Origin of the sequence: Pseudomonas sp. NA-150, from assembly GCF_044336365.1 — a bacterium.
Lineage (GTDB): Bacteria > Pseudomonadota > Gammaproteobacteria > Pseudomonadales > Pseudomonadaceae > Aquipseudomonas.
The window spans coordinates 632169-657851 of sequence record NZ_CP172305.1 but is presented as its reverse complement, the minus strand read 5'-3'; the positions used below and the strand labels follow the sequence as shown (position 1 = coordinate 657851).

The window sequence follows — 25683 nt, the reverse complement described above, 5'->3', positions numbered from 1 at the left end:
ACGGGTCAACTGAGCTAAATCTCTATCTGCACCTCAACGCCCTCCGGCGCCGTGTACATAGCCATGCGACGTCGGGCCAGATCGATGTGCGAGCGCACGATCTGTTCAGCCGTTTCCGGATCACGTCGCTCGATGGCATCAATGATGTCGTCGTGCTGCTGCACCGCTTCCTCCAAGTCCGCCTGCATCGTGGCGTCGTTAGATAAGCCGTAAAAAGTCTTCGCTTGCCGGGCGTGGTCGATCAACAGACGGCAAAGGCTTGGAAACAGATGTGGGTTCTTGGCCACAACTCCGATCTGGCGATGGAACAGATCGTTGTAAAAAACCCGACCGTCGACATCTTTTTCGTCAACCGCCTGACGGAAACGCGCCTGGATCCGTCTCAACCCTTGGATCTCCGAAGGTGTTGCAATCATTGCTGCCAGCTTCGTTGTCGCCGCATAAATAAGCGGTGCGGCCAAGAAGTAGCTGCGAAGCGTTTCATGGCTCATCGAGGACACTCGTGGTGCTCGATTCGCCTCAAGCTCTATGTAGCCCTCAGCAGCCATCTGCCGGATCAGCTCACGAACAGGTGGCCGAGACATCCCGAACTCGTCGCTCAATGCGACCTCGTCGAGGATCGCGCCAGGCGCTATCTCCATGCTCAGGATTCGCTTCTTCAGCGTCTGCTCCAAAGCTGTCTTACGGTCTACAGGTGGGGCCTCTCGAACCCTTTCATCGCTTGCGTTTAAAGCCTTCATGCGGTATCTCCTAGGTGACTTCAGATTAATAATACAATTTGTAGACGTCAATAAGACATATTGTATAATGTCGTAAATCGCTATTTTTTGTCGCAAACAGGCATGGCCATTTTTGCGAATTATGCTGATACCCATAACCTCACTGGCGAGGCGAATCATGGTCGAACGTAGGCAGTTCAGCGGATGCATGCAGGGCAAAAACCTTAGGTTTTTAGAAGCAAACAATACCGCGCCAGTGCAGCAGACGCGGGTGGGCTTTCTGCTGCTGGAGCATTTTTCGTTGCCAGCATTTACCCAAGTGCTAGACACGATTGTCACGGCGAATCTGCTGCGGCCCAAGCTGTTTTGCTCTCGAACCTTTGGGCTTGGCAACGGCGAGATACTCAGCGACCTGGGCCTCGTCATTCGGCCCGATGCTCAAATAGGACCTGAAGCCCTCAAAGATCTGGACTTGCTGCTCATCTGCGGGGGCTATCGAACTGAGCTAAAGGCCGACGAACAGTTGATCAGCCTACTCAAGCTCGCATCTAAGACAGATGTCTGCCTGGCAGGTCTTTGGAATGGTGCTTGGTTTTTAGGTGCTGCCGGTTTGCTTGACGGATACCGCTGTGCGATTCATCCAGAACATCGCCCGGCTCTCGCCGAAATATCAAAAGCGACTCAAGTCACGAGCGAGCCATTTCTTCTGGATCGAGATCGATTGACCGCTTCCAGTCCCTCTGGCTCCTACCACATGGCACTGGAGTGGATTAAGGGGCTACACGGTAAAGCTCTCGTGGAAGGCATCGAGGACATTCTTTCCTTCGAGGAGTCTCGTTATCGGCGAACCAAGGCGTCACCAAACGTCTCAGTTAGTGCGCCCTTAAGAGAGGTCATCAAACTGATGGATACGAATCTGGAGGAACCACTGGAGATGGAGCAGCTCGCGGTATATTCAGGCCGATCACGTCGACAGGTTGAGCGTCTGTTCAGAGAGCAGCTTGGTACGACGCCCCAACGCTACTATCTGGAGCTTCGAATTACTGAAGCTCGGCGCTTACTGCAACACAGCGAGATGTCTCAGGTCGAGGTGCTGGTGGCCTGCGGGTTCGTGTCGCCCAGCCACTTCAGCAAATGCTACAGCTCCTTTTTTGGCTATCGTCCTTCCAAGGAAAAGAGGCTAAGCAGGTAGCGACTTAACGGTTGCCGAATACATATTGCTGACACCCACACTTGTGTTCATTGCGACTGAGAAAATCTCGACCGTCCGTTGTGGGTCGAAATCGGCCTATCGCTATAGGCAGCAATCGCCCTCGAATTTACGGTGGCGACTTGCAAAAATCGGTCAGAAGCGGTCGTTCGATCCATGGTCGCCCCTATAAAATGGTGATGCATGTTTTTTCGTCAACTCTCCGCGTCAGTATGTGTCTTTACTGATCCTTTTGAGCTGTACCTTCTGCACCACTTTTTAGTCTCGTCGGATTTTAGGCTCTCAACCATGGCAGATCGCAAACGTATACCTAAAGAAACGAAACTGCGGCTGTTTTCTGAGGCCGCAGGTCACTGCCAACACCCCGAATGCCTCCAGCCTCTATTCCCAGCTGAAATGGGCGGAGATAAGCATATAGCCGAAATGGCTCATGTGATTCCGCACGGAGAATCGGGGCCGCGACACGAAGAAAGGTCCGTCGTAGAGTTCGACGCTGACTCCTTTGAAAACCTTATCCTGTTGTGCCCGACCTGCCATACGATCATCGACAAGGATCCCGGCGGATATAGCCGGGGTACATTGCTAGGCTGGAAAAGTAACCACCTCGCGGCCTTGGCAAACAAGCAAGGAATTCGTGTCTACGATGAGCGCGGCCAAGTTAAAGACGCTGTGGTCGCCGCCATGGCCGAAAACAAGGCAGTATGGAAGGAGTTCGCGCCCTCCGATGGATCAAGCTTCGAATATGATCCGGAATCTGAAGCAGCTAAGACGTGGGTGCAGAGGATGCGAGGTGTCATTCTGCCTAATCATTTCCGCACCCAAGCCATCATCAAGGCAAATCTGCACCACATGACGGAAGCTGAGAGACAGACATTCGCTCGGTATCAAGAACATGTTCGGGGTCTCTCAGAGCGTCACGTTTGTGGTGTCGCGGGCGGCGCTATTCGCTATCCCGCAGAAATGGATGGAATCTTCGAATGAACTGGCAGGTGAATTACGCACTTAAAAATATTTGGGCAAATCACGGAGCGTCGTCGGCGCAGCATTTCCGCGATGACGCTATCAGGATCACGATGCCTGACCGGCCCGACGCAGTTGCGGTTATCTCAGCCGCCTACGCGATCAACGCCGAATTGGCAATGAGATACCTTGCAGATTTCCCTGACATGGATTTCCTATGCGGATATCGAAAGGAGTGTATCTGGGAAGGCGGGGCGATTAGATATTTAGAAAGCAACACAATAGGCTGGGGAAACGCCGGTACACTCGGTTCCGCCATTTACACAGGAGATGTAAAGACTGCGGCCCAGAAGGACTACTTCTTCTCGTATCGACTCATACGGCAAATTAGATCCGTTACGAGCCTCGATAGGGAGTTTGATCGCGTCTTCACGATGACGCTCGCCAGCGGGCGCACCTGTCGCGTAGGAATGATTTTGGAGTACGAGCCGACAGCCGATGCCATTCGCACCTTCTGGGATCGGTTCGGCCCCATCGATATAGCCTGGAACATCAATCCCAACGGGGAGCCCACTCAGAATGCCATAGAAGCAGGGCGAGGCCTTGGATGTGAGGTAATGAAATGGGACGAGTTAAAAGTGCTGTTGCAGAACCGCTGATGACGGCACGTGAAGTCGCAATATACCTACTTAAATCCTGCCAGTCCCTGCGGGAGTTCGAGCCCTTCATGTTTGGGTCTTCTCTGTTCGGTGTGGGCAGTGATTTTGACATTTTGATCGTCGGCCCGTCTGGCGAGCCTCTGTCCCGACTGAAGACGGAATTGAGACTTGCAGGAAAGGAGTTACCACTCGACGTTCTATATATGCTGCCGACGGAGGCGGAGGAGACAGGGTTTGTCACGAGCGAAGGATGCATACCTCTCGCGCGATTGGCCGCCTCCGAAAAGAGCTGACTTCCTTCTTACAGGCAGGTTCCAACCTGCTGCTTCGCAATAGCTATGATTGCTTGTCGAAATATAAAGATCGTCAGGGCGAGTTTGTTATTTCATAGTCGCGCGTCCGGATTGGGCCGAAACAAGCCCTATCGAAGCCCTCTTCTGGCCGCTCTCTGCCGGTCACTCCAGGCGGGAGTCGGCCAGAAGCGGCCACTTGCACAGTTTGCTATAGAACGCTCCGTGTAGACTGAAGTAACGATCTGTTGCGCGCACACAAAAATCCACCAGGGTAGGAATGGATCAATGATCAATCAGATAGACATCGCAAACTTCGGCAGCTTTTCCGGGCTAGAGTGGAAGAAAGCCGTTAGGGACAGTGGAAAAAACGTTAAGACCTTTCAGCGTCTGAATATCCTCTACGGGCGCAACTACTCGGGCAAGACGACCCTTTCTCGTATCTTTCGTGCACTGGAGACGCATAGACTCCCCTTGAACTACGCTGGCTCGTCCTTCACCGTTACGGGCGACAAGGGCGCTGTCACCTGCTCGGGCCTACTGGCCCACAACTATGACGTGAGGGTCTACAACCGCGACTTTGTGACTGATAATCTCAGCTTCTTGGTCAATCAGGATGGCGGCGAGATCAAGACCTTCGCCATAGTCGGTGAGCAGAACAAGGAAATTGACGACGCCATTGCTGCCATCGAGACTAAGCTGGGAAGCGTTGAGGCCAAGGCTGGCCTCTGCTTTGACTTTGAGGCCACGAGAAAAGAGCGCGACCGCACCAATACCGACCACAGTACCGCTTTCACTGCACTGGAAGGCAAGCTGCGTTCGCACGCCGCTGACAAGATCAAGAAGAACCTCCAGTACGGCGTTCCCGTTTACAATATCGACCACATAAGACGCGACATTGCCGCCACTAAGAAGGCTGAATTCGTCCCGCTGACGCTTCAGGAGCAGGCTGGCAAGCTTGCACTGCTCAAGCAAGAAGCTTTGCCTGACATAACAAACACGCTTGTAATTGCCCTCCAGTTTGATTCCTTGAAAGGTCAAGCCGAGCCAATTCTGTCCAAAGTGATTACGCCGACCAAACCCATTCAAGAACTACTCAACGACAGCGTATTGCAACTGTGGGTCAAGCAAGGTATCGCCCATCACCGTGACAAACGCGATATCTGTGCCTTCTGTCGGCAGAGCTTGCCTCATGACGTTTGGCAGAGGCTGGACGAGCACTTCAGTAAGGAATCCGGTGATCTTGAAACCTCCTTGGACAATGCCATCACCTCAGTCAATGGCGAGATTGCGGCCGTCGCTGGCTTCGTCTCGTTGAGAAGCGATCAGTTCTACACGGAGGAACGTTCTGAATTTGACACGAGCAGCAAGGCGCTTGCCGAGGCATTGGGCGTCTACAAGAAAGACATGGAAGCGCTCAAGAGGTTGCTGGAAACACGAAAAAGCAATCTGTTCCACTCCGTGGCACTGCTGCCGTCATTGTACGATCCCAAAGAAATCCAGAAGCATGTGGACGCCATCAATACTTTGATTGCCACAAATAATGGCAAGACAAAGACTCTGGAAAAAGACAAGACTGCTGCCAGAGATGCGCTTCGGTTTGCTGACGTGTTTGCGTTTGCGGACGCGATAACCTATGACACGGAACTTGCCCGCATAGCGGCCCTCAAGACCAGAGCCGATACCGCAGGCACAGCATATACGGACGCAGAAAAGGAAATTCGTGACGCCAAGGCAGAAATGCAAACCTTAAGAGCGAAGCAGAAGGATGAGCGCAAAGGGGCTGAGCGAGTCAACTCCCTGCTCAACAACTTCTTTGGCCATGACGGCCTCAAGCTTGAGCCTCGTGATAGTGCTGATAAGGCAACTGTCAAATTCGAGATCACACGAGACGGCAAGGCCGCGTACAACCTAAGCGAAGGAGAATGCAGTTTGATTGCCTTCTGCTACTTCATTGCAAAATTAAACGATCCAGAGAGCAAGGGTAAAGAACTTGTAATCTACATTGACGACCCAATTTCAAGCTTGGACAGTAACCATATATTTTTTATGTTCAGCTTGATTGAAAGCTTGATCGCTAAGCCCATAAAAAAAACCGATGGTTCAAACGGTTACCGCTACAAGCAGCTTTTCATCTCAACACACAATTTGGATTTTCTGAAATATCTCAAGCGGCTGTCCATTCCCACAAAGAAAATACCTGCGGGTGAAGGTAAGACCAAGAGCGTTTATGACCACGAGCATTTCCTGATCGAGCGCAACGGCGCAGCAAGCAACATCCTACTCATGCCGTCTTATCTAAAAGACTACATCACTGAATTTCACTACCTGTTTCATCAGATCTATAAGTGCAAAGATCAGGCTGCCGCGCAAATGAGCCACGAACCATTCTTTGGTTTCGGAAACAATTTGCGGAAGTTCCTTGAGGCTTTTCTGTTCTTCAAATACCCCTATCATGACAACGCAAGCGACGCCTTTGAACGGATAAAAAAGTTCTTTGGTGAAGAGGAAGACACCGCCATTGCTCTTGTCAATCGCCTAAACAATGAGTTCTCTCACTTGGAAGCTGTTCCAGACAGAAGCTTCAAGCCAGTAGAAATTCCTGAGATTGCTAAAGTAGCGAACTACGTCTTGGATAAAATATATGCCTCTGATGCTGTCCAATATAACGCTCTATTGAAAAGCATTGGTGAACCCGAACGAGTGGTTTGATGTACAAGCTTTCCAGAGCGTCTGCCACTCAAGGTGCAACAGCATCTTGGGAATGCTAAAGCGTGCGCTAATCTGCGGCCCGAGGGTCGTAACCAGACGATGTCAAATGTCTGCTATCGACTCAGTTGCAGGGGCAGCTTGGAGTTTCTGGGTTGATGGCGTGCATGACATTCGCAGTCTGCGCGCCCAGTTTCACCTGACTTATAGGATTCCGACAGTCCGCTCTTGGCCGAAAGCGGTCTGCTTGGTACGGCAGCTTTCGGCCGAGAGTGTGTAAAAACACTTTCGTATCTTGTGTGGTTCAGCCCAGTGCTCCTGGGCGTGGCGATTTCCCGAGCATTTGACACGATCAGCGTCGGTGACGCGTCAGAGCGCTTATGAAGTGCTTTGGCAACTGTTGGAGCAGAAAAAGCTGGGGCTTTTACGCCGCCATCGCCTTCAACAAGCCTTCGGTGCCGATGATTTTCATCACCCGCTTCAAGTTGTAGGCGAGCACATTCAAGCTCATCTCTGCACTCACCCCGTTAAGTTTTCGAGTCAGGAAGTGCGTTGCCCCCATCCATTGTTTGAGCGTCCCGAAGGGATGCTCAACAGTCCGTTTTCGAACCCTCATCATCTCTGGCGCGTGGTTCAACCGGGTCTGCATTTCGTCCAGCACCCCCTCATGTTCCCAGCGCCGCACTCGCCGCTCCGTGCTCGGTGTGCACTGCGTTTTCAGCGCGCAGCTTTGGCAGCTCGAACTCCAGTAGCAGTGCATGTTACCGGGGCGTTTTTACACACTCTGGGCCAGGAGCCGCTATACAACCATGCTGTTGCACCACTAACCCATGGCCTTCGGCAAAGGCAGCGGACGACTTTCAATCACGGCTTTCATCACCAGTGTTGAGGTTAGCCGGAGCACATTGGGCAGTCGCGACAGGTGCTCGTCGTAGAGCCTTTGGAACGCTGGCAGATCCGCGGTTACGATCTGCAACAGGTAATCAGGATCACCGAACAGTCGCTGCGCCTGGACGATCTCCGGGATCCCTTGCAATGCAGTCTCGAAGTCCCCAACGGCATGGTGGTGGCCCTCCCGCAGCGTGACGAAAACGATGGACGAGAAATTTAGTCCAAGCTCTCTTGCGCAAAGCTCGGCGCGGTATCCCACGATTACACCTGCGTCTTCCAAAGCGCGCACTCGTCGGTGACAGGGCGAAAGGCTCAAGCCGATGTGTTCTGCCAACTCCGTAAGAGATTGGCGCCCGTCTCTCTGCAACTCCGCAAGAATCTTCCTGTCAGTTCGATCTATGTTCATATTTCTTCCAAAAAAAGCCTTAGCCAGCAGAAGGTTTGAAAGCACATTCTACAGCGCCTTCTTTAATCTTCCTGCTGTCACGAGCGGCATTGCGTCACTCGATTAGTGAGGTAGAAAAGTGAGCATCGGAGTTCTTGCGGCATTCTGGGCCGTTTCATTTCTGTTTGTTATTACGCCAGGAGTGGACTGGGCGTATTCCATCTCAGCTGGTTTACACGGTCGTCGTGTTATGCCAGCTGTAGCTGGCATGCTTTCGGGCCACCTCGCTGCGACCCTCGTTGTGGCTACGGGCGTAGGGAGCGCAGTTGCCAGTATGCCGGTGACCATGAGCCTGCTCACCGTAGGGGGTGGCCTGTATTTACTTTGGCTTGGCGTGAACCTTCTCGTAGCTCCTGCGTCCGCCATCAAAGGTGCCGAGACTCCTGCCGGAAGCTCTTTGCGGTGGTACGTCAAAGGGTTCTGCGTGAGCGGATTGAATCCAAAAGTTTTTCTGCTTTTCCTGGCGCTGCTTCCACAATTTTCCGATCCGCATTCCACTTGGCCAATGCCTATGCAGCTTATTTGTTTGGGTATGGTCCACATGATCAGCTGCGCGGTGGTCTACCTTGTCGTTGGTTTCGGGGCGAAGACGGTGTTACGCACCCGACCTGGTGCTGCCAAAGTAGTAAGTCAGATATCTGGAGGCGCAATGGTGATTGTTGCAGTCTCACTCGTGGTGGAGCGCTTCATCTGATTCACAGCCCGACTTCAATCGAGCGTCCGCAACGGGTCGACTTCAGCCGGTCGAAGGCGCGAACTGTGCTGGCAGATCCGATGCAAAAACCTGGTCAGTTCGAATGCAAGCGGGTGGTCAAGACGAATGCAAATAGGTGGTCAGGTACGGTGCAATTTCCCATCAACGCCTCCATGTAGCGCGCTGGCTGTCTTGCCTAAGCAAGCGAATAGGCAATACATGCCTACCATGTCTACTGACGCTGCCCAAGGTTTTTAAGCCAGAGTTTGGGGTGGATCTTAGCGATGATTCCTAGCCTTAAGCGCCGTCGTAACGGCCGTGTTCGTAAGCGTCCATGATTGCCCGTTCCGTGAACTCGAAGATTCGAACGTAACCATGGATCATTCTGCTGGTGTCACGGAAATGCACAACAAACAAAGGGGGACTCCGGGACAGGGCTATCGACATGCACGATCCATGCTTCGATCTTTTGCCCTTCAGCGGTGTACTGGCGGCCGGTGTTGAACTAATAGAGGTCACCCGTACATCTGGCGAATCCGGTCTGCTGATCTCGTCACCGAATTCCGCGACTAAAGCTGCATAGTGATCGTCACCCCGCCGCAACAAACTGTCTCAACTATCCGATCATGGGACAGTCACACACAGAACGAAGGACCTCCATGCATATCGAGGCCGGATGAGTTTTATTCTTTGCATGACTGTGCTCGGCGTCCTGTTGATGCTGCTCGCATTGACGTCCTCTTACCTGCGCTGGTTGCCCGTGACCACGTCAGCGGTGTGCCTGGCGTTCGGGTTCGCCATCGGCCCCATGGGACTGGACCTGATGAAACTGGACGTGCGCACTTCCTTTGATTGGCTTGAGCGCCTGACCGAAGTCGCCGTGCTGTTTTCGCTGTTCAACATCGGGATCAAGCTGCGCCTGCCGTTCAATAGCAAGGCATGGGTGGCCGCGTACCTGCTGGCCGGGCCGGTGATGCTGCTAACTATACTGGGCACCTGTTTGGCGGCGCATTACCTGCTGGGGATTTCCTGGGGGATTTCACTGCTGCTGGGCGCGATGCTGTCGCCCACGGACCCGGTGCTGGCCGGGTTAGTGCAGGTCAACAACGCGCAGGACTTTGACCGGGTCCGGTTCGGATTGTCGGGCGAGGCCGGGATGAACGACGGCACCGCCTTCCCCTTCGTGATTTTTGCCCTGGCGTTTCTGGGCATGCACGACAGCAACTTCGACTGGGTGCAGGGCTGGTTGTTGAGGAACATTGTCTGGGGCGTGCCGGTGGGGTTGCTGCTGGGTTACGGCCTGGGCCGTGGCGTCGGGCAGTTGATGATTTACCTGCGGATCAAGAACGCCGACAGCACCTCTTCACCCAATGACTTTCTGGCCCTGGCGCTCATCGCCATTTCCTACGTGATTGCTGAAGGCCTGGGCGCGTTCGGCTTCCTATCGGTGTTTGCGGCCGGGCTGGGCCTGCGTCAGGCCGAAGCGCAGATCACGCAGTCCGAGCTGCCGTCCGAGCACGTGGCCAAACCGGTTTTGGGCCACATGCACGCCGACCCGGAAGCCGCCCTGGCCACCACCGAAGAACTGAGCGATACCCAGCTTGCAGCGGGCGTGATGATGGGCGATATGCTGGCCTTCGGCGGGCTGGTGGAACGCTCGATGGAAGTGCTGCTGATCACCCTGCTGGGCGCGGCGCTCTCGCTGTATTGGGACTGGCAGGCCATCGGCCTGGGATTGGTGCTGTTCTGCATCATCCGTCCGCTCAGCGTCTGGCTGTTGGTCAGCAAGCGCTTGTTGAACGTGCCACAGAAAGCACTGGTAAGCTGGTTCGGGATTCGCGGCATCGGCACCTTGTATTACCTGTGCTATGCGTTGGCCCATGGGCTGCCGGCGAATTCCGCGCACAACACCATCAGCATGACGCTGTCGGTTGTGGCGCTGAGTATTTTGCTGCACGGGGTGAGTATTCAACCGCTGCTGGAACGCTACGAACGCGGCAACGCGATCAATCGCGACGACTGAGGGCATACCGGGCCGGAGCCGCGACGCCAGGAGGCGGGATTTGCACGGGAGAAGTGCCGTCTGACTTTCCCGTAGCAGTGCGCGCGAGCCAGACCCTCGACCTTGCCCGCGGTCTGACTATGCGTGCGCTGATGGGCACGCCGCGCAAGACGCTCCTCAAAGACGCCGAGGAAGCGGCTGACTTGGTGCTCCTTCCGCGGCGGGAAAATGCGGCGCCAGAAGGTTGATACTGGGTGGCGTGGACATCGAACCGATCGCTAGCGGCGACAGACGCGGGGTAAGATGTCGGCGAAATGGGCTACGATCGCCCACGCCGAGGGTTTAGCCGCGCTGCCATTCGTGAACACGGCACGGACACTCCACGGATCGTAATGGCAGCCTTCAGGGCGCGTATCTGATTTTGGCAGCACGGGCGCCAGGGCTCGACTGCCATCCGATGTCGGGTTTCGATAATGACGACCTAGACAGGAAGTTCTTTGCAGGGACCCGGGTCAAATCAAATTTCATCTGCTCGATCGGTTACGCTTCCGGTGAAGCAATGTTCCCTCGCAATCCGCGCTTGACGTTCGAGGCAGCTCGCCGCGAAGCCTGAAGGGCGCGCGCGCCAACACTCCGCAGGGCAACACTAACAATCGCATCCGGGGAATGCGTGCGCTTCGAGGGAGCCTCTTAGTCCAGGCGTTGAACTCGGTTCTCGGGGAGTTCATCTGGCCGCCTCGGGTCTCAATACGGTTAAGTCAGACGGGCAAAGCGGCTGTTTGCCTGAACGGTCCGTACATCGTCAGCTGAACGGCCTATACCGGCCGAGAATTGTTGATGGACCAACGTCCGCTAAGACCGAATAGCAGTAAACGTCGAGAGATCGCGCAATTCGTTGAAGGCTTGTTCGGCATAGCTACTTGGATCGGTCGATCCATGTTCGAACCAGGCGGCAACAGCGTGACCGAGCGTCACCATCCCGACTAGTGCCGCGAGGCCGGCTGCCCGCTCGGGCACACCACGCTGGCAATGCGCTCCCGCCAAGGCCGACACTGATGCAATCAGTGCACGCGAAAAGACGTCCGGCTCGCTCATCCCGAGCGCGAAGGTCCAAAAGAAAATGTGCAGCGGACGTCCAAATGTCCTTTAAACGCTTTTGCGAACGGCCGTAATTGGCCGATTCTGTTGAAAAAGTCGATCTTGGTTTCCATGGGCAAAAAGTACGCGTCTGAGATTGAAATCTTGAATCGTCGCAGAGGCATTCGGACTCAGTTTTACGTAGCTGCGTGCTAAAAAGGCGCTTTCACCGATCAGTCTTCGGGCAGCTTGAGAAAACTGGCTTTTTCAACAGAATCGGCCATTTTCTACCTGTCGTGACTGGCCGATTAACCGTAACTGGTGGGTTTGATCTGAGTGGTGTAGAAAACATCGTCGACTGCCAATACGTTCACGCCCGCTCCTGCGAGTCGTGTCAGAAGTCGCATGGCTGGTGCCTTGGAAGGGTTGGTGCGTTTGAGGAAATGATCTGGATGTCTTTCGTCGAAATTCTGAAATTTTCTGTCTGAAACAGTTGACGGAAAAAGCACTTTTAGTTGTACTTATTTGAACGATTTTCAACCTATTAAAATGAGTGGTCGTAAGTCCATAACTGGCAGGCGAGAACATCATGATTACTAAAGGATTTATCGCGGGAATCGTAGCCTTGGCGCTCCTGTGGATCGCTGTGGTGTATGGCGTCATGAAGTACATGGAAGGGGGCAGCCATGTACCACCCGACTTCGAGCCGGCGAGTACGCGGGTCCGCGGATAGTCTCTTGGTCGAGACTCTTCTTGGCACAATTTGGCCTCGGCTTGGACGAAACCGATGAATGATAAATTTCGACAGATTTACGGCTATCGTAGCGATGTTGTCGTGGTCGAGGATGACCCCGTCATACGTACCCTCATCGTTGATATTTTGACAGACATCGGCGCCACGGCCGTGGCTTTCGAAACCGCCGATGACGCCCTAGAACATGTCCTTGAGTCCCACGCAATTTGTCCGCTGGTGATCGTCGATCATGGCTTGCCTGGACGGTTGCTGGGAACCAGGTTTGCTGAGATGGTCAAGGTGAAGTGGCCCAACGTTGCTCTCCTGATTACCAGCGGATACGAGCTACCATTGACAACACTTCCTCCGGGCGCTGCTTACATTCAGAAGCCTTGGACAGTTGACCAATTTGAGCGGATGACGTTGGAACTCCTTCGTTAGAGCCTTGGACATCTGTAGATGGCCCGGGTCTGCCGCCTGTGCTTCCGCCGTAAGTAGCCATTCACCTCGCAACGTTTCTCTCTTATTCCGAATTGTTCACCCAGGTGATCGCTTGCATCCGAAAATGCAAGCGAGGGGCCGGTCTCAAGCGGCAGGCTTGAGCACAACTTTGGTCCAACCATCATCCCGTGCATCGAAGTGCTTGTAGGCCTCCGGGCCTTCAGCGAGAGGCAGGCGATGAGAAATAATTTGCGAAGGCTTGGCGCGGTCGTGATGAATCAGTTCAGCCAGTTGGCGATTGTACGCCTTGACGTTGGCCTGACCGGTTCGGATAGTCTGGCCTTTGAACCAGAACGAGCCAAAGTCGAAGGCCATTTTGCCTTCCTTCGCTAACTCGCTCTTTGCGCCTGGGTCCTCAGGTATGAGGCAGCAACGCAGGATTATTCACTACCATCGACCTCTTTTCTCGAAGCGAAGAGGTCGTCGTGGAGCGTATATCCATGCGTAAAATCCGAGAGGTACTACGCTTAAAGTTCGACGCCGGCCTGTCCGTGCGCAAAATTGCCACCAGCCTTCGCATCAGCAGCGGCAGTGCCGGCAATTATCTGCACCGCTTCAACGCTTGCGGGCTGACTTGGCCCACGCAGTTGTCGGACGCCGAACTGGAGCGATGTCTATTCCCGCCAGCGCCGACGGTTCCCAGTGATCAACGTAAAGAGCCTGGTGCTGGCTGAGATCGCGTCGGAGCAATTCGGTGTGCCGTTCATGGACCTGAGCACGCTGGATAAAGAAGCTCAGCCCAAAGGCCTGGTCAGCGAAAAGCTGATTCGTCAGCACCAGGCCATGCCACTGTGGCGGCGCGGCAATAAATTATTTGTTGGCATTTCCGACCCGACCAATCACCAGGCCATCACCGACATTCAGTTCAGCACCGGGCTGAACACCGAAGCCATTCTGGTTGAAGACGATAAACTCAGCGACGCCATCGACAAGTTCTTCGACGGTAATAACGCTGGCCTTGGCGAGATGGGAGATGTCGATCTCGAACACCTCGACATCGAGTCCACCGACGATAAAAAGCATGACGCGATCGCCGGACAGGATGCCGACGATGCGCCAGTCGTGCGTTTCGTTAACAAGATGCTGCTGGATGCGATCAAGCTAGGTTCCTCTGACTTGCACTTCGAACCTTATGAGAAGACCTTTCGCGTTCGCCTGCGCACCGATGGGATTTTGCATGAGGTCGCTAAACCTCCGATTCAACTGGCAGGACGAATCGCAGCACGCTTGAAAGTGATGGCCAGCCTCGATATTTCCGAACGTCGTCGTCCGCAAGACGGTCGGATCAAGCTGCGTATTTCCAAGACCAAGGCAATCGATTTTCGGGTCAATACCCTGCCGACGTTGTGGGGCGAAAAGATTGTGATGCGGATCCTCGATCCGTCCAGTGCGCAGATGGGCATCGACGCACTCGGTTACGAGCCTGAACAGAAGCAATTGTATCTGGATGCACTTAAGCAACCGCAAGGCATGATTCTGGTTACCGGACCAACTGGCTCGGGTAAAACCGTTTCGCTGTACACCGGTCTGAATATTCTCAACACAGTGGATATCAACATCTCCACTGCAGAAGACCCGGTGGAGATCAACCTGGAAGGCATCAACCAGGTCAACGTCAACCCGCGACAAGGCATGGACTTCTCCCAGGCCCTCCGCGCATTCCTGCGTCAAGATCCGGACGTGATCATGGTGGGTGAAATCCGAGATCTGGAAACCGCCGAGATCGCGATCAAGGCGTCGCAGACCGGGCATATGGTGTTATCGACACTGCACACCAACAGCGCCGCAGAAACCCTGACTCGCCTGCACCATATGGGCGTCGCCGCGTTTAACATTGCCACCGCGATCAACCTGATCATCGCGCAGCGATTGGCGCGTAAGCTCTGCACCCACTGTAAAAAAGAAGCGGACATTCCCCACGAAACTCTAGTCAAAGAGGGTTTTCCTGAGGCAAGCATCGGCACCTTCACCTTGTATTCGCCAGTCGGCTGCGACAACTGCAATGGCGGATACAAAGGCCGCGTCGGGATTTATGAAGTGGTGAAGAACACCCCTGACCTGCAGCGCTTGATCATGGAAGAAGGCAACTCCATGGACATCGCCATTCAGATGCGCAAAGACGGCTTTAATGATTTGCGCACCTCAGGCTTGATGAAGGCGATGCAGGGTGTCACCAGCCTTGAAGAAATCAACCGCGTGACCAAGGATTAAGCATGGCGACCAAAGCAGTCAAAGTCAGTGTTTACGCCTGGGAAGGTACTGACAAGAAAGGCGCCAAACTCAGCGGTGAGTTGAATGGGCATAACCAGGCGCTGGTCAAAGCCCAATTGCGCAAGCAAGGCATCAATCCGATCAAGGTGCGCAAGAAAGCAATCTCGATTTTCGGCGAAGGCAAGAAAATCAAACCGCTGGACATCGCTTTTTTTACTCGCCAAATGGCAACGATGATGAAAGCGGGGGTTCCATTACTGCAGTCCTTCGACATCATCGGAGAAAGCTCCGACAACCCGCGGATGCGCACTTTGGTCAATGAGATCAAACAAGAAGTGGCTGCCGGTAACAGTTTCGCTAATTCCTTGAAGAAGAAGCCAGAGTACTTCGACGAGTTGTACTGCAGCCTAGTTGATGCTGGGGAGCAAGCAGGCGCACTCGAAACCCTGCTAGATCGGGTAGCTACTTATAAAGAAAAAACAGAAAAGCTCAAAGCCAAAATCAAGAAAGCAATGTCCTACCCTATTGCGGTGGTGGTCGTAGCCTTGATTGTCTCAGCCATTTTGTTGATCAAAGTCGTGCCTCAATTTCAGGCGGTTTTTTCCAGCTTTGGCGCAAAGCTACCAGCCTTCACACTGATGGTTATAGGTCTTTCCGAAATATTGCAAAACTGGTGGTATATCGTTTTGGCGGGATTTGTAGTAGCGACGTTCGGCTTTAAACGCGCATATAAGACCTCCCAAAAATTTCGCGACTCATTAGACCGTGGACTACTCAAAGTCCCCGTCGTCGGTCCATTAATCTACAAATCATCCGTAGCCCGCTATGCCCGTACCCTCTCCACAACTTTTGCGGCCGGCGTACCCCTGGTAGAAGCACTGGATTCCGTAGCCGGAGCAACCGGTAACGTCGTATTCAAAAACGCGGTGATCAGAATCAAACAAGACGTTTCCACCGGCATGCAACTGAACTTCTCCATGCGCACCACCGGCGTGTTCCCAACCCTAGCCATCCAGATGACAGCCATCGGCGAAGAATCCGGTGCCCTCGACTCCATGCTCGACAAAGTCGCCACCTACTACGAAGACGAAGTCGACGATATGGTCGATAACATGACCGCGCTGATGGAGCCCTTCATCATGGCCGTTCTCGGTGTCGTGGTCGGCGGCCTCGTTATTGCCATGTACCTACCCATCTTCCAGCTCGGAAACGTCGTCTAACCATGTCCCTCTTCGACCTCCTGGCCAGCTCTCCGCTGGCCTTTACGTTGTGCGTGCTCGTCCTCGGCCTGCTCGTCGGCAGTTTCCTCAATGTCGTGGTCTACCGTCTGCCGGTTATGCTCGACCGCGACTGGAAATCCCAGGCCCGCGAGATGCTCGCCCTGCCCGCCGAGCCTGCTGGCGACACCTTCAACCTGATGCTGCCCCACTCGCGTTGCCCACACTGCGCGCACAAGATCCGCGCCTGGGAAAACCTGCCGGTGATCAGCTACCTGTTTCTCGGCGGCAAGTGCTCCAGCTGCAAGGCGCCGATCAGCAAGCGCTATCCCTTGGTGGAGCTGGCCTGCGGTTTGTTATCGGCCTTCATCGCCTGGCATTTCGGCTTCGGTTGGCCCGCGGCGGCAATGCTGGTGTTGGCCTGGGGTCTGCTGGCGATGAGTTTGATCGACGCTGATCACCAGTTGTTGCCGGATGCATTGGTCTTGCCGTTGTTGTGGATGGGGTTGATCGTTAACGCGTTCGGGCTGTTCACCAATCTGCATGATGCGTTGTGGGGTGCGGTGGCGGGTTATATGAGTTTGTGGCTGGTGTTCTGGCTGTTCAAACTGGTGACCGGCAAGGAAGGCATGGGTTACGGCGACTTCAAGTTGCTGGCGATGTTGGGTGCTTGGGGCGGCTGGCAGATTTTGCCGTTGACGGTGTTGCTGTCGTCGCTGGTGGGCGCGGTGTTGGGGGTGATTATGCTCAAGCTGCGCAACGCAGAAACCAGCACGCCGATCCCTTTCGGACCTTATCTGGCCATTGCAGGCTGGATCGCTTTGCTCTGGGGTGATCAAATAACCACTTCCTACATGCAGTTTGCCGGTTTCAGATGACCAACCCCGTTTTCAAACCCTGGATTCTCGGCCTTACCGGTGGCATCGGTAGTGGCAAAAGCGCTGCAGCGCAGCACTTTATCGACCTTGGCGTGCACCTGGTGGATGCCGACCATGCCGCGCGCTGGGTGGTTGAACCCGGTCGCCCGGCGCTGGCCAGCATCGCCGAGCACTTTGGTCCGAGCGTGTTGCAGGCCGATGGCCAACTGGATCGCACGGCGCTGCGCGGGCTGATCTTTCAGAACCCCGAGCAACGTCGCTGGCTGGAAGCGCTGCTACATCCGCTGATCGGCCAGGAGATCATGAGTTACCTGGCTCGCGCAGAATCGCCCTACGCGATTCTGGTGTCGCCGCTGCTGGTAGAGTCAGGCCAGTACAAGATGACTCAGCGTGTGCTGGTGATCGACGCGCCGGAACAGCTGCAAATTCAGCGCACTATGCTCCGTGACAGCACCAGCGAGGAGCAGGTCCAGGCCATCCTCAAGGTCCAGGCCAATCGCGAGAAGCGCTTGGCTCATGCCGATGATGTGCTGGTCAACGACCGCGATCCCGCTTGGCTGAAAAGCGAAGTCGAGCGCCTGCATCACTTTTATCTTACTTTGTGTGGAGGCCAATCATGAGCCAGCCCTTGACCGTTGAATGCCCGACCTGCGGCGCGCCCGTGGAGTGGAGCGCCAACAGCCCGTTTCGCCCGTTCTGTTCCGACCGTTGCAAGCTGATCGACCTGGGGGCCTGGGCCGCAGAAGAACATGCGATTCCGGTCAGCCCGGACTCTGAAGATGAAATGTTTTCCGGTGATTTGCCGTCGCGGGAACATTGATCGAACGGGCCGCTAAGTAGCCTGCTCAGCGGTCACCTTTCGACGGGCCGTCGTCCTTCCACGGTGCGGACAGGTAACGCGTGCGATTGAAGGTTTCCAGCCACTCGGGGCAAAACACCACCAGCGCGCTGATCACCGTCCCATTGATAAAGGCCTCGGGAAAGATGATCAGCCACAAGTAGCCGATAAAGTCCTCCAGCCATTCCGGCATCGCGAATAACCCCTCGTACCACAGCAGGCCTATTCCCAGCAGCACGCAGGCCAGGGCCGACAACGCCGCCGCGAAAAAGCCCGAGCAAAAGATGTACACGAAGGGGTTTTTCGGCTGCGCGCGCTCCACCAGTATCGCGCAGCCCTCGGTGATCAGCACCGGCAACACAATCAGCAGCAGGCCATTGACGCCCATCGCTGCGAGGTCCTGCCGCCCGAGCAACACCAACCCCACCTGCGCCACCAGCCCGCCGACGATCGCCAGCGGCCAGTCGAGCAACAGGGTGACGGCGGTCATGCCGATGAAATGGTAGGACACCCCCGTATCAAAATCCCGGCGCATCAGCCATAGCAAAAACAGACCCAGCACCGTACCGAACAGCAGGTGCTGACGGCGGCGGTCAGTGAACAACTCGACCCACGGCGAACGCCAGATCGCCCACAGCACCACGAGTACATAGAGTACCCAGGCAAGGGTCATGGTCTCGGCGGTCAGAACGTGTGCGCTGATCATGGTGGTTTGGGGTAAAGATCCTTAAGGCCGTACTTAACTATGCCCCGAAGTCTACACCGAGAAAATCCTGGCAGCGGGATCTGGCACTTCGGTGAAAAAACGCCTCAAGATTTGATTACTCAATGTAATAAGTGAAATCCAATTCAGGGACTCTTTCACCGTCTGCTCCAGTAATAAGATGGCGCCATCAAATCATCCTTACTGGAGAATCGCGTGAAGAAAACCATTATCGCCGCCCTGCTGGCCGCTGCCGCTAACTACGCCAACGCTGGCACGGTGCTGGTCGTGTTGTCGGATCAGGACCAATTGAACCTGCAAGACGGCAAGGTCATGCAAACCGGCTTCTTCCTCAACGAACTGATGCAACCGGTACAGACGTTCATCGCGGCTGGCCAGACCGTGGTATTTGCCACCCCTAGCGGTAAGGCGCCAACCGCGGACCAGAAATCCAATGATGCGAGCTTCTGGGGCGGCGATGAAAAAGCCCGCCACGAAAGCCTCGCGCTGCTGGATACGCTGAAGCTGACCTCGAAGAGCGGCTCTCCTGCAATCAGCTTCGCGCAGGTCCAGAAAATCGGCTACGACAAGTTCGATGCGGTGTTCGTCCCCGGAGGCCACATCCCGATGCAGGATCTGCTGAAGGACAAACAATTGGGCCAACTGCTGACCAACTTCCATGAAAAAGGCAAGGTCACTGGCTTCACCTGCCACGGCACCATCGCCATGTTGTCGGCGATCCCGGATGCGCACGGTTTTGTCTCCGCACTGGAGTCGGGCAAGAAGCCAGCAGCGCCAGCTAATTGGATTTACAAGGGCTACAAAGTTACCGCCTTCACTGACGCGGAAGAAGAACAGGCAAAAGGCTTCCTAGGCGGCGGCCATATGAAACTGTTCCCGCAGGATGGGCTGACGGCAGCCGGCGCCAACTTCTCCGAAGCCAAGCCATGGAGCGAGAATGTGGTCGAAGACCGCGAAGTCATCTCCGGCCAAAACCCACAGTCGGCCAAGGCAGTCGCCGTGGCCATGTTGGCGAAACTGAAGTAATTCGCGCAGGCGCCCGTAGGGGGTGCGGATCAAGCTGCAATGGCCCCCGCATCACCTTCGGACGCTTTTAGTTTAAGTTATATATAGAAAGACACCCGCGCACTACAACTAAAATCAAACTCGATAACGAACACTTTAAAATGAAAGCGCCTCTGTTTTCTTTATATAAAAGCATTGAAACTTAAACCAAGCACAAACAACTCAATAGCCACCTGAACACGGGGTCTGACGTGAAGCTGCAGCCCCGCGCTGTTGGTTGCCGTAGAGAGGCCGCGTGGGGCCGGTCAGCGGCCATGACCGAAAAGCAAAAGACTTCCCGCTTGAAAAACCGGATAATGGCGGCCAATTCGTATTGCTCGCTATCATGGTAATCCCGCATGGAAATCAAGGTAAACTTTCTCGACAACCTTCGCCTTGAAGCCAAGTTCGATGACTTCACGGTGGTGGCCGATCAACCCATCCGCTATAAGGGCGATGGCTCGGCACCCGGTCCGTTCGATTACTTTCTGGCTTCATCCGCGCTGTGTGCGGCTTACTTTGTGAAGTTGTACTGCGACACTCGCAATATTCCCACCGATAACATCCGCCTGTCGCAGAACAACATTGTTGACCCGGAAAACCGCTACAACCAGATTTTCAAGATTCAGGTCGAGTTGCCGGCGGATATCTCTGCCAAAGACCGCCAGGGCATTTTGCGTTCCATCGACCGTTGCACCGTGAAAAAGGTGGTGCAAGCCGGGCCGGAGTTTGTAATCGAGGAAGTGGAAAACCTGGACGCTGATGCCCAGGCGCTGCTGATGCCGAATCAGGGTTCAGACGCAGACACTTATATTGTCGGCAAAGACCTGCCGCTGGAGCAGACCATCGCCAATATGTCGGCCATTTTGGCGGGCCTGGGCATGAAGATTGAAATCGCTTCGTGGCGCAATATTGTTCCCAACGTATGGTCGCTACACATCCGCGATGCGCACTCGCCGATGTGCTTTACCAATGGCAAGGGCGCGACCAAAGAAGGCGCATTGGCGTCGGCGCTGGGCGAATTTATCGAGCGACTGAATTGTAATTTCTTCTACAACGATCAGTTTTGGGGGGAAGACATCGCCAACGCGGCGTTTGTGCATTATCCGAACGAGCGTTGGTTCCAGCCTGGCCCTAAAGACGAGCTGCCGGCGGAGATTCTCGACGCGTACTGCCTGAAGATTTTCAACCGCGACGGTGAGCTGCGCGGCTCACACCTGTACGACACCAACTCCGGCAATATCGAACGCGGCATTTGTTCGCTGCCGTATGTGCGCCAGTCGGACGGCGAGGCGGTGTATTTCCCGTCCAACCTGATCGAAAACCTGTACCTCAGCAACGGCATGAGCGCCGGTAATACGCTGGCCGAAGCGCAGGTGCAATGCCTATCGGAAATCTTCGAGCGCGCGGTAAAACGCGAAATTATCGAAGGTGAAATGGCACTGCCTGATGTGCCGCAGGAAGTGCTGGCGAAATACCCCGGTATTCTGGCCGGTATTCAAGGGCTGGAAGAGCAAGGCTTTCCAGTGCTGGTGAAGGATGCATCGCTGGGTGGCGAGTTCCCGGTGATGTGCGTCACCTTGATGAACCCGCGTACTGGCGGCGTGTTTGCCTCGTTCGGGGCGCACCCAAGCCTTGAGGTGGCGCTGGAACGCAGCCTTACGGAGTTGCTGCAGGGCCGTAGCTTTGAAGGCCTTAACGATTTACCGCAGCCCACTTTCGAAGGCCACGCGGTGACCGAGCCGAATAACTTCGTCGAGCACTTTATCGATTCCAGCGGCGTGGTGTCGTGGCGCTTTTTCTGTGCCAAGTCTGACTACGAGTTTGTTGAGTGGGATTTCTCTGGCCAGGGTGAAAACTCCAACGCCGAGGAAGCCGCGACCTTGTTCGGCATTCTCCAGGACATGGGCAAAGAAGCGTACATGGCGGTGTATGAGCATTTAGGCGCACCCGCTTGCCGTATTCTAGTGCCAGACTATTCGGAAATTTATCCGATAGACGATCTGATCTGGGATAACACCAACAAAGCGCTGTTCTTCCGCGAAGACATATTGAATCTGCACAGCCTGGACAATCGCGGCCTGAAAGCATTGGCCAAGCGTCTGGAAGACAGCGAGCTGGATGATTACACCGACATCACCACCTTGATCGGCATTGAGTTTGACGACAATACGGCCTGGGGTCAGTTAACGATCCTGGAGTTGAAGCTGCTGATCTATCTCGCCCTGCAGAAAGTTGAAGAGGCGAAAGAGCTGACGGAAACCTTCCTGCAGTACAACGACAACACGGTGGAACGCGGGTTGTTTTACCAGGCCGTGAATGTGGTGCTGGAAATGCAGTTGGACGAAGATCTGGAACTGGCCGATTACGAGGTCAATTTCCGCCGGATGTTTGGCAACGAACGGATGGACGCCGCGATCGGCTCGGTGGACGGCAGCGTGCGTTTCTTCGGCTTGACGCCTACGAGTATGAAGCTGGAAGGACTCGACAGGCACCTGCGCCTGATCGACAGCTACAAAAAACTGCACTCGACGCGGGCCAAGGTGACGGCTTTATCCCGTTAATCGCGCCAACACAAAAGCACCTTAGGTGCTTTTGTGTTGTTGGCGGCCAGCCACTCGTCCTGATTCATTCCCTCCCCCCGGGTTTAGTTCTTTTCACGCACTGCCAAATGGTGGTCCAGCGGCACTCGGCGCGTTGCTGGTGCGATGGCTGACCTGCGGAAACGATTAAGGTAGCCCTTAACCTGCATTTCCGGTCTGGCACGCATTTCGCTAAAAGATTGGATGCAGAAATCCAATGAGCTCATTGCTCAAACTCCCCTTGGCTTTTCGGGACGACCCGACCGTGCTGCTCCACTGGACGACCAGGTGCGGTCTTCGGGCTAAGTCGCGTCCAGACCCTGTACAAGATTCAGTTGCCCCAAGTGGTGCGCCTGACCTCACCGGCGCTCATCTCGAAGCTTATTGACGCGATCAAAGTGTCCTCGGTGGTGTCGGTGGTGTCGGTGGTGTCGGTGGTGCCACTACAACCCCGTGCCCATGAAAAGAAGCGACTCTGTGCACATACGTTTTTGCAGGTTCGCAGCAACGTGATCTGGAGTGCCCATACCTTTTAGGGAAGGCCCGTTACCTAAAGAGAATTGGTCAGCACCCCGCTGCAGGCGCTTCCATGAGCACAGACAGCTTCCAGTGGGAAGCTGAGTGTTCAATTGAGGTGTGTATGGCGAGTCAAATCAACAGTGTCGGTAAACTTAACGGCCGACGCGGTGCCGAGGTTCTTTTGGAGACCCTTGCCAGCGAGGGTGTCGAATACATCTTCGGCAACCCAGGCACCACCGAGTTGCCGCTGATGGACGCGCTGTCGACATCCCCAGGGCTGAGTTACATCCTCGCGTTGCAGGAAGCATCTGCCGTTGCAATGGCAGACGGCTACGCTCAGGCCGCGAAGAAGCCCGGTTTTTTGAACCTTCACACCGCCGGAGGCCTCGGGCATGGCATGGGCAACTTGCTCAATGCCAGCGTTGCGCATGTACCGCTGGTGGTCACCGCCGGGCAGCAAGACTCACGCCATAGCATCACCGACCCGTTGCTGCTGGGTGACCTCGTGAGCATTGCCCGCCCGGCAGTGAAATGGGCGTACGAAGTCACCCGTGCGGACCAGTTACCGGTGATTCTCAGGCGCGCCTTCCATGACTCGACGGCGGCCCCATCTGGCCCGGTGTTTCTTTCTTTGCCGATGAATGTCATGGAAGAGATGAGCACCGTGTGCATTGGTGAACCGTCCATCGTTGATGATCGCACCCTGGCAGGTTCACTGCCAAAGCTGGCGCAGCTTCTGGCCCAGGTCAAGCCGGGCCGGCTGGCATTGATTGCTGGCGACGAGATTTATCAGCATGGCGCCTCCCAGGAGGTCGTTGCCCTCGCCGAACTACTCGGCGCGCCTGTGTACGGATCATCATGGCCGTCGAGAATCCCGTTTCCGACCTCCCATGCCCTGTGGGCGGGCAACCTGCCGACGAAGTCCACGGAGATTGCTGCGACGCTGGCCAACTATGACGCCTTGTTCGCCTTGGGCGGCAAATCGTTGATCACGATCCTTTATTCCGAAGGGTCAGCGGTGCCCAAGGGGTGCGAGGTGTATCAGTTGTCGTCGGATGTCACCGACCTTGGCCGAACCTACGCCACTAAACTGTCGGTGATGGGGGATATCAGCCTCTCGCTAAAGGCCCTGTATCCGTTGCTGGCGGCAAACACCGAGGCGCAGCTGGCAGTGGTTCGCAACCTCAGGCAAAAAGCGGGCGTGCGCCGCGAAAATGTCTGGGCTGAACTCAATAACAAGGCTGATGCGGACAGTGATCTTGCAACCATTTCTCCGCTACTGGCGGCTCGCGAGGCAATGCGCGCAATCGGTCCGCGTGTGCCGATCGTGGATGAGGCTCTGGCTACCACGGCGCATATACGCAGCTTCCTGCGCAGTGGCTCCAGCGATCAGTACTCGTTTTTCCGCGGAGGTGGCTTGGGTTGGGGCATGCCTGCAGCGGTCGGGGTGTCATTGGGCCTTGGGCGCGAACCGGTGGTTTCACTGGTGGGCGACGGCGCCGCAATGTATTCGCCTCAGGCGCTGTGGACCGCAGCCCACGAACGCCTGCCGATCACGTTCATCGTCATGAACAATCGGGAATACAACGTCCTGAAAAAATTCATGAAGTCCCAGGCGCACTACCTGTCGACCCAAAGCAACCAGTACATCGCCATGGAGCTGAACGATCCGGCCATTGATTACGTGGCTTTGGCACAGTCGATGGGCGTTGAGGCCCGGCGGGTGGTGAGGGCCGGGGATGTGGCCCCGGCGGTGGCGGCCGGCATCGCCAGCGGGCGTCCGAACCTGATTGAAATCATGATCAGCAAGGACTGATGGTGGTCCCGTAACGCCCGGCACTAATCTGCGCACATGGCCTGGAAGTTACTCCGGCAGGGATTGGTATTGGTATTGCGCCAGTACAGCCACTGCTGGAGAACGGGAGGCTGTTCGACTGCCAGGAAACAAACGTTGGCCGGACTGGCGCGCTTTACCGAGCGCGGCACGAAGGCCACGCCCATTTCTTCGGCCACCAAATTGACCACGGTCTGCTGCAAATAGACCTGATACGCCACCCGCGGCTCGAAACCTGCGGCGTGACAGTGGCTGAGAATGGTGTCGTGCAGCCTGGGGGCCTGCTCCCGAGGAATCAGGATGAACTCCTCGGCAGCAAATCGCGCGGTGGTGAGTTGCGGTTCATTGGCCAGAGGATGTGATTGGCTGTAGATCAGGTCTAGCGGCTCTTCGAACAACAGCAGAGCCTCGACTTGAGGGTTTTCCAATCCGGCAAAACTGATGGCCAGATCAATTTCGCCAGCCTCCAGGGCTTCCTGCAAGGCCGGCGGGGTCATCTCCCGCAGCGTGAAGGTGACGGCGGGGTAGCGTGAGCGAAAGCGTTTTGCCAATTTAGGCAGTGTATTGAGGGCTGCATGCATGGTGAACCCCAGGCGAAACTCACCAGTCTCGCCCTTGGACGCGGCTTGCGCATTGAATTTAGCCCTGTGGACCAGGTGCTCGATTTCACTGACATCGGTCGCAAACTGCCGGCCAGACTCGGTCAAAAACACCCCTTGGGGAGAACGTACGAAGAGCGGAGTGCCCAGCTCATCTTCCAGTGAAGCGATGGCACGACTTAGCGGCGGTTGCGAAATATTGAGTTCATGGGCTGCCCGGCCAAAGTGCCGGGTACGGGCCAAGACGGAAAAGTACCGAAGTTGTGTCAATGAGATATTCATCCAGAACGGCACTTCGCTAGTCAGATGTCGAGTATTTGGGCATGCCATAGCCCTGCATGTCTATA

20 protein-coding genes and 4 pseudogenes are annotated in these 25683 nt (G+C 55.3%); 17 read left to right on the top strand and 7 right to left on the bottom strand.

The window, feature by feature from the left end; translation table 11 throughout:
- Positions 1–14: 14 nt before the first annotated feature.
- A complete protein-coding gene (locus ACF0H7_RS03220; protein WP_397451365.1) occupies positions 15–740 on the bottom strand; it encodes a GntR family transcriptional regulator in 726 nt (241 codons plus the stop codon).
- 157 nt (positions 741–897) lie between these two features.
- Between ACF0H7_RS03220 and ACF0H7_RS03215 the strand changes: the two genes are divergently transcribed.
- The 4 genes from ACF0H7_RS03215 (at position 898) to ACF0H7_RS03200 (ending at position 6550) form a co-directional block, all read left to right on the top strand.
- Complete coding sequence (locus tag ACF0H7_RS03215) at positions 898–1911, top strand: GlxA family transcriptional regulator (RefSeq protein WP_397451364.1); 1014 nt, start codon at positions 898–900, stop codon at positions 1909–1911.
- A gap of 201 nt (positions 1912–2112) precedes the next feature.
- Complete coding sequence (locus ACF0H7_RS03210) at positions 2113–2910, top strand: HNH endonuclease (RefSeq protein ID WP_397451363.1); 798 nt, start codon at positions 2113–2115, stop codon at positions 2908–2910.
- Complete coding sequence (locus ACF0H7_RS03205; RefSeq protein ID WP_397451362.1) at positions 2907–3548, top strand: hypothetical protein; 642 nt, start codon at positions 2907–2909, stop codon at positions 3546–3548. The genes ACF0H7_RS03210 and ACF0H7_RS03205 overlap by 4 nt, the downstream gene beginning before the upstream one ends.
- Before the next feature lie 578 nt (positions 3549–4126).
- Positions 4127–6550 carry an AAA family ATPase gene (locus tag ACF0H7_RS03200; protein WP_397451361.1) on the top strand — a complete coding sequence of 808 codons (2424 nt, stop codon included), beginning with the start codon at positions 4127–4129 and terminating at the stop codon, positions 6548–6550.
- A 421-nt stretch (positions 6551–6971) separates the two neighbouring features.
- On the opposite strand, the pseudogene ACF0H7_RS03195 reads toward ACF0H7_RS03200, so the two are convergent.
- Positions 6972–7307: pseudogene (locus ACF0H7_RS03195) on the bottom strand (transposase); the annotation flags it as partial.
- Positions 7308–7370: 63 nt separating this feature from the next.
- A complete protein-coding gene (locus ACF0H7_RS03190; RefSeq protein WP_397453813.1) occupies positions 7371–7838 on the bottom strand; it encodes an Lrp/AsnC family transcriptional regulator in 468 nt (155 codons plus the stop codon).
- Between the two features lie 124 nt (positions 7839–7962).
- Here ACF0H7_RS03190 and ACF0H7_RS03185 point away from each other — a divergent pair, with 124 nt between their 5' ends.
- The 3 genes from ACF0H7_RS03185 to ACF0H7_RS03175 all read left to right on the top strand — a co-directional run bounded on the left by ACF0H7_RS03185 (position 7963) and on the right by ACF0H7_RS03175 (position 12830).
- On the top strand, positions 7963–8577 hold the full coding sequence (locus tag ACF0H7_RS03185; RefSeq protein ID WP_397451360.1) for a LysE family translocator: 615 nt from the start codon (positions 7963–7965) through the stop codon (positions 8575–8577).
- Between the two features lie 676 nt (positions 8578–9253).
- The gene (locus ACF0H7_RS03180) at positions 9254–10600 is read left to right on the top strand and encodes a cation:proton antiporter (protein ID WP_397451359.1); all 1347 of its coding nucleotides are present in this window, start codon (positions 9254–9256) and stop codon (positions 10598–10600) included.
- A gap of 1843 nt (positions 10601–12443) precedes the next feature.
- A complete protein-coding gene (locus tag ACF0H7_RS03175; protein WP_397451358.1) occupies positions 12444–12830 on the top strand; it encodes a response regulator in 387 nt (128 codons plus the stop codon).
- A gap of 144 nt (positions 12831–12974) precedes the next feature.
- On the opposite strand, the pseudogene ACF0H7_RS03170 reads toward ACF0H7_RS03175, so the two are convergent.
- A pseudogene (locus ACF0H7_RS03170) lies at positions 12975–13253 on the bottom strand (aldehyde dehydrogenase); the annotation flags it as partial.
- 77 nt (positions 13254–13330) lie between these two features.
- On the opposite strand from ACF0H7_RS03170, the pseudogene ACF0H7_RS03165 reads away from it, so the two are divergent.
- From ACF0H7_RS03165 to yacG, 6 genes and pseudogenes are all read left to right on the top strand, one after another.
- Positions 13331–13552 (top strand): annotated as a pseudogene (locus ACF0H7_RS03165) (IS21 family transposase); the annotation flags it as partial.
- Positions 13542–15101 (top strand): annotated as a pseudogene (pilB, locus tag ACF0H7_RS03160) (type IV-A pilus assembly ATPase PilB); the annotation flags it as partial. The pseudogenes ACF0H7_RS03165 and pilB, both read left to right, overlap by 11 nt.
- A 2-nt stretch (positions 15102–15103) precedes the next feature.
- The gene (locus tag ACF0H7_RS03155; protein ID WP_397451357.1) at positions 15104–16321 is read left to right on the top strand and encodes a type II secretion system F family protein; all 1218 of its coding nucleotides are present in this window, start codon (positions 15104–15106) and stop codon (positions 16319–16321) included.
- A gap of 2 nt (positions 16322–16323) precedes the next feature.
- A complete protein-coding gene (locus ACF0H7_RS03150; protein ID WP_397451356.1) occupies positions 16324–17196 on the top strand; it encodes a prepilin peptidase in 873 nt (290 codons plus the stop codon).
- Positions 17193–17816, top strand: a complete 624-nt coding sequence (coaE, locus tag ACF0H7_RS03145) for a dephospho-CoA kinase (protein WP_397451355.1) — start codon at positions 17193–17195, stop codon at positions 17814–17816. Before ACF0H7_RS03150 ends, coaE begins: the two co-directional genes overlap by 4 nt.
- The gene (gene yacG, locus ACF0H7_RS03140; protein WP_397451354.1) at positions 17813–18016 is read left to right on the top strand and encodes a DNA gyrase inhibitor YacG; all 204 of its coding nucleotides are present in this window, start codon (positions 17813–17815) and stop codon (positions 18014–18016) included. The genes coaE and yacG overlap by 4 nt, the downstream gene beginning before the upstream one ends.
- Positions 18017–18041: 25 nt before the next feature.
- Here the strand turns inward: yacG and ACF0H7_RS03135 are convergent, their stop codons facing one another.
- Complete coding sequence (locus tag ACF0H7_RS03135; protein WP_397451353.1) at positions 18042–18740, bottom strand: energy-coupling factor ABC transporter permease; 699 nt, start codon at positions 18738–18740, stop codon at positions 18042–18044.
- Positions 18741–18953: 213 nt separating this feature from the next.
- Between ACF0H7_RS03135 and ACF0H7_RS03130 the strand changes: the two genes are divergently transcribed.
- Together ACF0H7_RS03130 and ACF0H7_RS03125 are read left to right on the top strand one after the other, a co-directional pair.
- On the top strand, positions 18954–19784 hold the full coding sequence (locus ACF0H7_RS03130; RefSeq protein WP_397451352.1) for a type 1 glutamine amidotransferase domain-containing protein: 831 nt from the start codon (positions 18954–18956) through the stop codon (positions 19782–19784).
- Between the two features lie 377 nt (positions 19785–20161).
- Complete coding sequence (locus ACF0H7_RS03125; RefSeq protein ID WP_397451351.1) at positions 20162–22366, top strand: OsmC domain/YcaO domain-containing protein; 2205 nt, start codon at positions 20162–20164, stop codon at positions 22364–22366.
- Positions 22367–22449: 83 nt separating this feature from the next.
- Here the strand turns inward: ACF0H7_RS03125 and ACF0H7_RS03120 are convergent, their stop codons facing one another.
- Positions 22450–22611 carry a hypothetical protein gene (locus tag ACF0H7_RS03120; RefSeq protein WP_397451350.1) on the bottom strand — a complete coding sequence of 54 codons (162 nt, stop codon included), beginning with the start codon at positions 22609–22611 and terminating at the stop codon, positions 22450–22452.
- 108 nt (positions 22612–22719) lie between these two features.
- Here ACF0H7_RS03120 and ACF0H7_RS03115 point away from each other — a divergent pair, with 108 nt between their 5' ends.
- Both ACF0H7_RS03115 and ACF0H7_RS03110 read left to right on the top strand, forming a co-directional pair.
- Positions 22720–22920, top strand: a complete 201-nt coding sequence (locus ACF0H7_RS03115) for a hypothetical protein (protein WP_397451349.1) — start codon at positions 22720–22722, stop codon at positions 22918–22920.
- A gap of 104 nt (positions 22921–23024) precedes the next feature.
- A complete protein-coding gene (locus tag ACF0H7_RS03110; RefSeq protein WP_397451348.1) occupies positions 23025–24719 on the top strand; it encodes a thiamine pyrophosphate-binding protein in 1695 nt (564 codons plus the stop codon).
- Positions 24720–24742: 23 nt separating this feature from the next.
- On the opposite strand, the gene ACF0H7_RS03105 is transcribed toward ACF0H7_RS03110, so the two are convergent.
- The gene (locus tag ACF0H7_RS03105) at positions 24743–25618 is read right to left on the bottom strand and encodes a LysR family transcriptional regulator (RefSeq protein ID WP_397451347.1); all 876 of its coding nucleotides are present in this window, start codon (positions 25616–25618) and stop codon (positions 24743–24745) included.
- Positions 25619–25683: the final 65 nt, after the last annotated feature.

Excerpts from the sequence above, each read along its gene's own strand:
- ACF0H7_RS03220 (WP_397451365.1), bottom strand. The coding sequence starts at position 740 with ATGAAGGCTTTAAACGCAAGCGATGAAAGGGTTCGAGAGGCCCCACCT.
- ACF0H7_RS03215 (WP_397451364.1), top strand. The coding sequence starts at position 898 with ATGGTCGAACGTAGGCAGTTCAGCGGATGCATGCAGGGCAAAAACCTT.
- ACF0H7_RS03210 (WP_397451363.1), top strand. The coding sequence starts at position 2,113 with ATGTTTTTTCGTCAACTCTCCGCGTCAGTATGTGTCTTTACTGATCCT.
- ACF0H7_RS03205 (WP_397451362.1), top strand. The coding sequence starts at position 2,907 with ATGAACTGGCAGGTGAATTACGCACTTAAAAATATTTGGGCAAATCAC.
- ACF0H7_RS03200 (WP_397451361.1), top strand. The coding sequence starts at position 4,127 with ATGATCAATCAGATAGACATCGCAAACTTCGGCAGCTTTTCCGGGCTA.
- ACF0H7_RS03180 (WP_397451359.1), top strand. The coding sequence starts at position 9,254 with ATGAGTTTTATTCTTTGCATGACTGTGCTCGGCGTCCTGTTGATGCTG.
- ACF0H7_RS03175 (WP_397451358.1), top strand. The coding sequence starts at position 12,444 with ATGAATGATAAATTTCGACAGATTTACGGCTATCGTAGCGATGTTGTC.
- ACF0H7_RS03155 (WP_397451357.1), top strand. The coding sequence starts at position 15,104 with ATGGCGACCAAAGCAGTCAAAGTCAGTGTTTACGCCTGGGAAGGTACT.
- ACF0H7_RS03150 (WP_397451356.1), top strand. The coding sequence starts at position 16,324 with ATGTCCCTCTTCGACCTCCTGGCCAGCTCTCCGCTGGCCTTTACGTTG.
- coaE (WP_397451355.1), top strand. The coding sequence starts at position 17,193 with ATGACCAACCCCGTTTTCAAACCCTGGATTCTCGGCCTTACCGGTGGC.
- yacG (WP_397451354.1), top strand. The coding sequence starts at position 17,813 with ATGAGCCAGCCCTTGACCGTTGAATGCCCGACCTGCGGCGCGCCCGTG.
- ACF0H7_RS03135 (WP_397451353.1), bottom strand. The coding sequence starts at position 18,740 with ATGATCAGCGCACACGTTCTGACCGCCGAGACCATGACCCTTGCCTGG.
- ACF0H7_RS03125 (WP_397451351.1), top strand. The coding sequence starts at position 20,162 with ATGGAAATCAAGGTAAACTTTCTCGACAACCTTCGCCTTGAAGCCAAG.
- ACF0H7_RS03120 (WP_397451350.1), bottom strand. The coding sequence starts at position 22,611 with ATGAGCTCATTGGATTTCTGCATCCAATCTTTTAGCGAAATGCGTGCC.
- ACF0H7_RS03110 (WP_397451348.1), top strand. The coding sequence starts at position 23,025 with ATGGCGAGTCAAATCAACAGTGTCGGTAAACTTAACGGCCGACGCGGT.
- ACF0H7_RS03105 (WP_397451347.1), bottom strand. The coding sequence starts at position 25,618 with ATGAATATCTCATTGACACAACTTCGGTACTTTTCCGTCTTGGCCCGT.